General features: G+C 49.2%; 11 protein-coding genes. 7 read left to right on the top strand and 4 right to left on the bottom strand.

What is annotated here, in order from left to right:
• The 3 genes from JX360_RS16610 to JX360_RS16600 all read left to right on the top strand — a co-directional run.
• A partial coding sequence (locus JX360_RS16610; RefSeq protein ID WP_244353174.1) for an aminotransferase class V-fold PLP-dependent enzyme occupies positions 1-234 on the top strand: 234 nt, incomplete at its 5' end.
• Between the two features lie 334 nt (positions 235-568).
• Positions 569-1,699 (top strand): hypothetical protein, encoded by a 1,131-nt coding sequence (locus JX360_RS16605; RefSeq protein ID WP_244353172.1) that lies wholly within the window; start codon positions 569-571, stop codon positions 1,697-1,699.
• 17 nt (positions 1,700-1,716) lie between these two features.
• Positions 1,717-2,373, top strand: coding sequence for a Crp/Fnr family transcriptional regulator (locus tag JX360_RS16600; protein ID WP_244353170.1), 657 nt, complete (start codon positions 1,717-1,719; stop codon positions 2,371-2,373).
• Positions 2,374-2,414: 41 nt separating this feature from the next.
• On the opposite strand, the gene JX360_RS16595 is transcribed toward JX360_RS16600, so the two are convergent.
• Entirely contained in the window at positions 2,415-2,927 is a 513-nt protein-coding gene (locus JX360_RS16595; protein WP_244353168.1) for a TVP38/TMEM64 family protein, read from the bottom strand.
• A 507-nt stretch (positions 2,928-3,434) separates the two neighbouring features.
• Between JX360_RS16595 and JX360_RS16590 the strand changes: the two genes are divergently transcribed.
• Positions 3,435-4,109: a Fe2+-dependent dioxygenase gene (locus tag JX360_RS16590; RefSeq protein ID WP_244353166.1), complete on the top strand. Its 675-nt coding sequence runs from the start codon at positions 3,435-3,437 to the stop codon at positions 4,107-4,109.
• 3 nt (positions 4,110-4,112) lie between these two features.
• Here JX360_RS16590 and JX360_RS16585 read toward each other — a convergent pair whose 3' ends face one another.
• Complete coding sequence (locus JX360_RS16585) at positions 4,113-5,504, bottom strand: di-heme oxidoreductase family protein (protein ID WP_244353164.1); 1,392 nt, start codon at positions 5,502-5,504, stop codon at positions 4,113-4,115.
• A gap of 373 nt (positions 5,505-5,877) precedes the next feature.
• On the opposite strand from JX360_RS16585, the gene JX360_RS16580 reads away from it, so the two are divergent.
• From JX360_RS16580 to JX360_RS16570, 3 genes are all read left to right on the top strand, one after another.
• Positions 5,878-6,552 carry a DUF3386 domain-containing protein gene (locus JX360_RS16580; RefSeq protein WP_244353162.1) on the top strand — a complete coding sequence of 225 codons (675 nt, stop codon included), beginning with the start codon at positions 5,878-5,880 and terminating at the stop codon, positions 6,550-6,552.
• A 299-nt stretch (positions 6,553-6,851) separates the two neighbouring features.
• Positions 6,852-7,643, top strand: coding sequence for an SAM-dependent methyltransferase (locus tag JX360_RS16575; RefSeq protein WP_244353160.1), 792 nt, complete (start codon positions 6,852-6,854; stop codon positions 7,641-7,643).
• 228 nt (positions 7,644-7,871) lie between these two features.
• Complete coding sequence (locus JX360_RS16570) at positions 7,872-8,147, top strand: hypothetical protein (protein ID WP_244353159.1); 276 nt, start codon at positions 7,872-7,874, stop codon at positions 8,145-8,147.
• Here the strand turns inward: JX360_RS16570 and JX360_RS18135 are convergent.
• The gene (locus JX360_RS18135) at positions 8,138-8,353 is read right to left on the bottom strand and encodes an imelysin family protein (protein WP_425244435.1); all 216 of its coding nucleotides are present in this window, start codon (positions 8,351-8,353) and stop codon (positions 8,138-8,140) included. The genes JX360_RS16570 and JX360_RS18135 overlap by 10 nt on opposite strands.
• A 34-nt stretch (positions 8,354-8,387) precedes the next feature.
• Positions 8,388-8,471, bottom strand: coding sequence for a hypothetical protein (locus tag JX360_RS18130; protein ID WP_425244331.1), 84 nt, complete (start codon positions 8,469-8,471; stop codon positions 8,388-8,390).
• Positions 8,472-8,478 lie beyond the last annotated feature (7 nt).

Genomic DNA, 8,478 nt, shown 5'->3' with positions numbered 1-8,478 from the left:
TTGGTCAGTTTTTCGGCAGAGGCGATTCACCCTCACGATCTGTCAACGTTACTAGATGAGCATGGCATTGCCATCCGGGCCGGCCACCACTGCACGCAGCCGTTGCATCGCTACTTGAAGGTGCAATTGACGGCACGGGCTAGCGTTTATCTCTACAACACTTTGGCGGAAGTGGATCGCTTTTTGGAGGTTTTGGCGGAAGCAGTGGAGTTTTTCAGCGTGGCTTTAAGTTGAGGAGTTGTCTTTGGATCAAGGCCAGGGCAAATCAGAACCAAGGTGCTGCGTCTGAATCTCTCGCCTACTTGACAGAGGCGCAACAGAGAACAGACTTTTAGTTGATAACCCTTCTAGGTAGTTGACCTGGAATACCGACAGACTTTGTGGAGGCAGATCCCCTCTTCTGCGTCTGAAATCGTCGATCTGAGGTTTTTGGGGGATGGCACGGTTAGCCAAAGCCTTGCGAACAAACGCGATTTGTGGGATATCTTATTAGAAATTATTCTCAAGTGAAGCGCTCTGGACTGAAAGGCTGCTTCCATCCCCACCCACTCGCGAGGAGATCACAACGATGTCATCCCACCCCTTGTTGCCTGCAAGCTCTGTGTTGAACTGGCCTGTCGCGTCTACTCCTGCCAGGTTGAAGCAGGGATTTGGCTCTCCCCCAGTTACCGTGCTCATGACCAGTTTGCTCCTTGTGAGTGTTGGCTGGGGCACAGGGAAGCCGGCTTTGGCTGAGGTACCCTCTTTTGCTCTGTCGGCGGAGGGATTCACCACGGCAGCTGATGTTCGTCCCCATAATCGGCTGAGTTTGGATATTGCCGAGATCAACACGGCTTTGAGCCAATTCCCTCCGGACTATGCATCGGCTTTGAACCGCTATGCCTACGGGCGGCACTTCAACTGGCGGGATAGCTCCCACTCGCTAGCATTTTTTGCCGATGACTACCAAGGTCGGATGCAGCGCACCTTACCGGGGTCCATCGCCTTGGGAATGGAGCCAACCTTTCAACATCATTTTTTGGCCTCGGCCCTTATGGGTACAGGAGCCTTTTCTGGCCAAGGACAGCGCCGCTCGCTACCGGATGCAGCCCGCATTGCTGCTATTCAATCGGGGATTTTGGCCACGGTCTTGAATTGGTGTCGCCTCGAGCTGACGGAGGCTTCCCTACGTGGCCCTCAAGATGACAACTGGAGCTTGGCGAATGGATCCCCAAAAAACTGGAGTGAGCTGTTTGCTTTCTGGTATGGAGTGGATGGTCAACATTCTCTGCACCAAGAGATGAGCCGGATCGTTGAGCGTTTTGGGATCTCTGAACATCCTACCCAAAGGGTGACTCAACCCTTGGCGGCAGGCCAACCGGCTCTGTTGGAAAAACGTTGGCCAGAGACCGAAGCAGCCTCTGTACAAGAGGCTTTGGATGTGGCGGCACTCCTGTTGATGCTAGATCGGGTGGCGGATTTGGATGCTGCAGTGGCCGCTGGTGGGGATACTGCCCTAGCTGCTCAGTGGTCAGTGCGCGGGGCTTGGCTGGCTGCTGGAGATACGTTTGGGCGAGCCAATCCTGAGCAGGGCAAGGCACTACATGAGGTTCTTTGGGCTGGCGAAGAGTTTCCCGATGCCACCACCCTTAAGGAAGCTGTGAATCGAGCGATAGATCAACTTTCATTGCCCAAAGATGCCTTTGGTTCAGCAATTTGAACTCTACAGGAGCATTAATGAGTTCCATCCAACCTATCGTCTTCCCCACATCACGTTCGCATCTCGACTTTGTAACTTCCTTTGGCCAGATGAAAACCTTCAAAAGAGGGGATCCTTTGCCACTGATCGAAGGCTCACTATGGCAGATTGAGGCAGGTATACTACGCACCCTCATTCTCGGAAGTGAAGGGGAAACTTTTACCTTAGGTTTGTGGGGAAAAGGCGATGTGGTTGGATTGGAACAAAATCTGGTCAAGGGATTAAAAGCTGAGTGTTTATCCCCCTATGTTGAAGCCAGGATTCTCCCAGCAGAGCAACTGCGGTGCTTTTGTCAGCAAGAGCAAGGTTGGATCCAGTCAGTAACTCTGCAGCACATACGGCGCTGCCAGGAATGGATTTACATCTTGCAACACTCAAAAATCTATCTCAGGCTGCTAGACTTATTGGCCTGGATAGCTGAAAGATTTGGAATCCTAGAAGGCAATAGCTATCGGCTGGAAGTTTCTCTTACCCATCAGCACCTTAGCGAAATGATTGGGACAACGAGGGTGACAGTTACAAGGTTTTTCCAGATTTATGAAAAAGATAAACTGATCCATCGACTCAAAAATCGCTCTTTGCTAGTTTATGTTGATAAGATTAAAGAGTTGAAATATAAATCCCACTTCAGGTGATGTTTTTAGAAGATTTTCATCAAGATATTCTAAAAGGATTCTTAAGATTCTCGTCTTCTATTTAGCCATCCTGTCAACATAGCTAGAGCAAACATTCCCAACAGAGCCAAGCCCAACAGCCATCTTCCCTGCTCCAGGATCCCTGCACCTAAGGCTACGACAGGAGGGGTGGAGACTGTGATCCCTAGAATCAAAGCCAGAGTAAAGTTTTGCCACTTCATTTGAGTTAATCCAACCGCGTAAGCGACAAAATCGAACAGTCCGGTCATTAAAAATCCTGAAGTAAGAAAAATATTATTCTCCAGATACTTGCTCGATAGAGTGTCAACTTTGTACATGAACCTTTGCCCAACCATTCGTTGTACCAGTCTTCGGCCAAACCTTTTAGCGAGATAAAAATTAAGCATACAGGCTAGAAAATCGGCGATTGCTATATAAAGAATGCCCGTTCCAAGCCCAAAGAGCGCTCCAGCCAAGATGGAATAAAGGGTACTGGGTATGGCAGGGATGACAATACTGAGGGATCGTAGCCCGATGAGGGCAATAGGAGCCAACAGACCTAATCTAGTGATGGACTCCCGTATCGTTTCTGGATCCAAACGATTGGTTAGTAAGACGGAGAGCGCTAGGATAAGCAGTAAGAGAAAAAAAGGAAGGCTCTCTCTTGGGTCTCTAGATGAATGCGCTAGCAGACTTGAGGGTGGTAGCGTTCTGTCTGATTCAAGAAACCTTGTGCCTGGAGGATAATACAATTCATCTCTAAGAATCCAGCCGGTTTGCTGTTGCAAATACTCATGGGTGCTAAGACCTAGGCTTTTGGCTGTTGCTGCAACAGTTTTATAGTCTAAGCCCAATTGCTCACAAAGCTCTCGTTGTCGGATCCCTTGTGGTAGTTGCATAACTTTGCAGAGAATATATTAAGATATACCTTTAAGCATTATATGTCATAAAATGAAATTCCGAAGCGGAAATTATTTTCTGGCTGAAAATGATTCCTTTTTAAGAATTTAAGAATATTAACAAGAGCCTTAAATCCTGCTTCCGGCAAAGGTTATTTCATCATGATTCTATGTATTGCAGATGTTCTCAATTCAGTAGAGTTAAGCAAGATCGCAGAGCTATTGAATCAAGCGGAATTTATCGATGGAAGAGTCACAGCAGGATGGAATGCAAAACTGGTTAAAAATAATACCCAGCTATCCAAGGGATCCCTTCAAGGACGAAGAGTGCAGGATATTATCACTGCGGCTCTGGCTCGTAACTCGCTGTTCCAATTGGCAGCTCGACCTAAAATCATTCATCCCGTCCTGGTCAGCCGCTACGAAGTAGGTATGTCCTATGGGATCCACACAGATGATGCCGTGATGTCAACCCAACAACAGTTGATGCGATCGGATATTTCTTTCACTTTGTTTCTGAGCCCTCCAGAAGCGTATAGGGGAGGAGAATTAATCATTGATAGTACGGAGGGGGAACGAGCCTACAAATTGCCTGCTGGGGCGATGATCCTCTACCCCTCATCAACGTTGCATCGAGTAGAAACCATTACGATGGGGATCCGTTTAGCAGCTGTGGGTTGGATTCAGAGCCTAATCAGAGATCCCCAGGAAAGAGAGGTTCTCTTTGATTTGGAAACAGCCCGGCAGCAAATTTTTCAAGAACTGGGCAAAACGCGCAGCTTTGATCTTCTCTCCAAGGTTTATGCCAACCTCCTGAGGAAGTGGGTGGATTTGTAACCTCTAGAGACTGCGGAGGAAATAAATCAAAGCTTCCCTTTCTTCAGCAGTCATGTTCCGAAAGGCTTCTCGTGACCTTTCTGCCTCTCCCCCATGCCAGAGAATTGCTTCTTCCAAGTTGCGGGCGCGGCCATCATGCAAATAGCCGGAATAGGGCAAAACAGTCTGAGATAAGCCAATCCCCCAGAGGGGCGGTGTACGCCATTCCTTGCCTGTTGCTGCAAAGTCAGGTCGATGATCTGCCAGTTCTTCCCCCATGTCATGCAACAGCAAGTCTGTGTAGGGATGAATGATCTGGTTTTGCAAAGCGGCTATTTCGTGGCTCCCGGTGCGCAGTTGCGGCAGATGACAAGCGGTACATTGGGCTTGGGCAAAAAGCTTTTCACCCTGCTGCACCGTAGGATCCCGCCAGAGGGTACGAGCCGGCACAGCCAGGGTTTGCACATAAACTGTTGTCGCTCTCAAAGTTGCTTCATCAATGTCATGGCTACCATCGGCGGCTGGAAACAAAGGATTCGTTACGCCCATGTCGTTGACATAGGCAGCAGCAGTTTGTTGTTCAAGATTGGGAGTATTGGCTTTCCAGCCAAAGCGTCCAAGTGAGATTTTCTGATGGACAGCATCCCAAACAAAATTGGGTCGCCCAGAAATACCATCCTGATTCACATCCTCAGGATCTGCCTGGTGCAGCAGCTCCGCTTCTGGAATCGCCTCCAATAACCCAACCCCAAAAACTGGCTGAGGGATCCGTAGGGAGAGCAAAACATTGTCAATGGACTGACTTTCTAGAGTGTAGAGATTAACTTCTGGAAAGCGAAGCGAGTACGTTGTTCCATCTCCATAGTGGCCCTTCAGCTCCCGCCAAGTCAGTTCTACTTTGGCTTCGGGTCGATAACCCCGAATCGCCTTTTCCTGGACTTGCGTGCCGATACCGGGTACGGGAGGAGTGTTACTGTTCGGGGCCATCACCTCCCAACCCCAGGGACTAGGGACGGGATCCCGCTCCTCAAGGGACTGAAGCTGGCTGACTCGCACCACTCGCTGTCCTTTTTCGGCTAAGCCACGGCCATTCTTAAGATGACAACCGGCGCAGGAGTTGTTGTTGAACACAGGCCCCAAACCCGGATTGACGGGAGCCGGAGCGGCTACAAAACGAGCCTCAAAGGTAATGTCTCCCATTGCGTGTAATCTGGCCCAGCCGGGAGACAGGTTGGGGGCAGGTTGCTCGTAGGCCGTAGAGGTGCGATTCCAGACAGTTGTTTCTCCACCTGCTCGGGGGGGCAAGGGCTGGGATCCACTATGGGAAACCAGAAAGCACCCTGCCAGTAGGGATCCCATCACCAGCATCAGGATCCGCACCCTTCGATACCTGTGCCAGAACAGAGAGAGAACCATGGTCAGCCCTGAGCAAGAAAACACTTGACAAGCAACTCGGCCCTATTTTCGGCAAGCCTAGGTTAACAAATGGCTCTAATAATGCAACTGATTCTTAATAAGTAATTCCATGTTGGCTGCAGCGCCCTACGGCTTTTGGTTTCTGCTCTGTGGCTAGATCGGATCCCTAGGTGTCCAATCCCCCCAATGCCATAGGGGATCCCTGTTCCAATGGGAAGTTGAGACCATGGACAGTGCCATCTTCCACTTTTTCTAGCCCCCCCTACAGGCACAACCTTCCCACACCGCTAAGAAAACCTTAAAAGCTATCAGTTAGTCATAGCCTAGAGGTATCCTTCTTATTAGAAAAATTTCTTACTAAGGAGTTTATACTATGGTAGCTACAGCATTATCGGCTCAAGACCTCTTCAGGGAAGCTTTTGAAAGTCGCTACACCTGGGATGAGTACTTTCCCGGCTACCAAGCACAGGTCACCTATTGCCCCTCAGGCTGTGATCAGGGGCCCTCGTTTCAGGGTCAAGTCAGTATTGATCAGCAAATGAAAATCAGTGTGACGGGCATTGAGGATGACTCAGCTCGACAGTCGGTGCGAGAGCAGATGTGGGAAATTATGGTTCACCGAGTTCGCCATTCTTTTGATCAAGAGCATGGAAACCACACCTTTAGTTACGGGGATCCCCAAGAAGATGGCAAGGTTGAAGTCCTGGTTCAGGGTTTATCGGCAACAGATCGCTACTGGGTGAAGGATAGACACATTCAGATGGTTCATCGCCACTTCCATGACCGAGTCATTACTATCCTGGTGCAGAAGTTTTACGATGCCGGCGAAGGCTATCTTCCGATTCACTATACTGCTGAGTACCAGGATCTAAACTCAGGAGCTAAGCTTGGTTCCATGCTAGTCTACGAAGATCAATATCGGCGATTTGGGAATTATTGGATTCCTATTAAGCGGAAGATATGGCGAGAGGATTCAGAAGGTACTCGATCCGAGCCAGAAGTTTTTCAGTTTTCTGAGATTAGGTTGATATCTGAGCAGGGTGAGTAAAAATCGACAGGCTCTCCTGGATTGAAAATGACGGCAACGGAAGATCTGGATGTTATAGCCCTTTCGTTAGTCACCTAGCACGGGGGAATCCCCTTCGCGACAGCGGTGCGGAGCACTCTAGCTCTTTCAAAATAGGGTAAGGACACAACTGTTGTTGTAGCAAACCCACGTTCACTTTAGGGATGCGGAGCATTAAAGGGCTGTAACGCCTAGTAGGGTAGGGATCCCAATTGCTTAACTTGTCTAGTCTGCTGCATCTCCAGAAGAGCCCGTCGGTGAGTCATTGGAGGCTGGCAAGTATGACCGATAAACTGGACATGAATAAGGCTCCTGGGCATCAAGTGTTGGCAGCTGCCGGTAAGAAAGCTCTGCGTCCAGGAGGCTTTGGCGCTACTGAAAAGCTGCTTGAGTGGGCAGATTTTCATGCCGATCAAACTGTACTAGAATTTGCGTCTAGCTTTGGCTACAGCGCGATTTCATTGGCTAAGCGTTACGGTGTTCATGTGGTTGGAGTAGAGCAAAATCCTGATAGTGTTGCTCGTGCTGAAGCAAATATTGCCAAAAGCGGTTTGGCTAAGCAAGTTGAGATCTTCCAGGGAGATATCCTTCACCTAGAACAGATAGCGCAGATCTCGGAACAACAATTTGATTATGTTTTAGCGGAAGCTATTCTAACCATGCAGTCTGATGCAGCAAAGGCTACGCTTCTAAAAGGGATCTACAATCGTCTCAAGCCTGGCGGTCAGTTACTTATCCACGAACTACGAGTTGAAGGTGAACAAATCGATGAAATCCGTCGTGATTTATCAGCCACGATTCGTGTCAACGCTTGCCCATTATCTACGAACGGATGGTCGCACCTTGTCCAAGAGACCGGTCTCATCATCGAAAATCTTGATACCGGCCCTATGATGTTGCTCAATCCCTATCGCATCCTTAAAGAAGAAGGTATCTTGGCACTTCTCACTATGGCTTGGCGTATGCTCACTAGACCTGCTCTTCGGCGACGTATTCTTTCGATGCGAGCAACCTTCGTTCGTCACAGCAGCAACCTTGGTTATATTGTGTTAGCAGCACGGAAACCTATGTAGCCTATGACTCTGTCACTCATCTCACCAGAAACGGCATTTCTAAGCCTAAAAGATCATATCTCTTATCCAGAATCAGGTGTGTTGAGCAAAATAATCTGGAAAACTGAAATGTGTCAGCACGGAGTCAGCTGCCAACCCTAAAGTGAACGCGGGTTTGCTACACCAACAATTGCTGCTCTAACCCATTTCCAAAGGGCTTTAGGAATGTAGGAATGAATTCTGTGCTGGATGACTAGTGTTGCTCTATGGGCCGCCAAGACCCTCCGGGTCGTGCGGTTCCCGGCAGGGTGCCGTAGGCATAGCACGATGGGTGTTGGCATTCGTGGAATGTTCCGTGAGGAAAGCCTGTCGGAGACATACACGCGCCAGCGTACCCTTGCTGCAAAGGGCTGTACTTCCGTGTTGTCGGTTCTGCAGCAGGGACTAGCAGCATCGGAACACCAGGAGTTTACCCAACAGCAGGCTGCCGTCACGGATCCGCAATGTCTCTGGCTTTATTGCTGAAAAAGTGGAAGAATCCGTTGGGCAAAAGTATCATGGGCACGCAAAATCTGGTCTTGAGCAGTAGTGATTTTGGCGCGAGCCTGGGGATCACAAAGGCTTTTTTCTATTGGGGCAGGAATCTCAGCTAGGGCTGCCGCTGCCTGCTGAAACTGCAACTGAATTTCGGCATCTAAGGCAGGATCGATAGTTTTGACAAACTCGCTCAGACGGCTCTCCTGGACTTATGGTGATCAAGGATTACTAAGGCCAGAAAGCTGCTAATAATCTGGCTCTGAAGTTAGTAATGTTGGTAAACCCATACCCTTGTCGCTTGATTACCTTGATCCGGTTG

This window comes from Thermostichus vulcanus str. 'Rupite' (assembly GCF_022848905.1).
GTDB classification, from domain to species: Bacteria; Cyanobacteriota; Cyanobacteriia; order Thermostichales; family Thermostichaceae; genus Thermostichus; species Thermostichus vulcanus_A.
The sequence above is the reverse complement of the archived record's forward strand: the minus strand, read 5'-3'. Positions and strand labels throughout refer to the sequence as shown.

Excerpts from the sequence above, each read along its gene's own strand:
- JX360_RS16605 (WP_244353172.1), top strand. The coding sequence starts at position 569 with ATGTCATCCCACCCCTTGTTGCCTGCAAGCTCTGTGTTGAACTGGCCT.
- JX360_RS16600 (WP_244353170.1), top strand. The coding sequence starts at position 1,717 with ATGAGTTCCATCCAACCTATCGTCTTCCCCACATCACGTTCGCATCTC.
- JX360_RS16590 (WP_244353166.1), top strand. The coding sequence starts at position 3,435 with ATGATTCTATGTATTGCAGATGTTCTCAATTCAGTAGAGTTAAGCAAG.
- JX360_RS16585 (WP_244353164.1), bottom strand. The coding sequence starts at position 5,504 with ATGGTTCTCTCTCTGTTCTGGCACAGGTATCGAAGGGTGCGGATCCTG.
- JX360_RS16580 (WP_244353162.1), top strand. The coding sequence starts at position 5,878 with ATGGTAGCTACAGCATTATCGGCTCAAGACCTCTTCAGGGAAGCTTTT.
- JX360_RS16575 (WP_244353160.1), top strand. The coding sequence starts at position 6,852 with ATGACCGATAAACTGGACATGAATAAGGCTCCTGGGCATCAAGTGTTG.
- JX360_RS16570 (WP_244353159.1), top strand. The coding sequence starts at position 7,872 with ATGACTAGTGTTGCTCTATGGGCCGCCAAGACCCTCCGGGTCGTGCGG.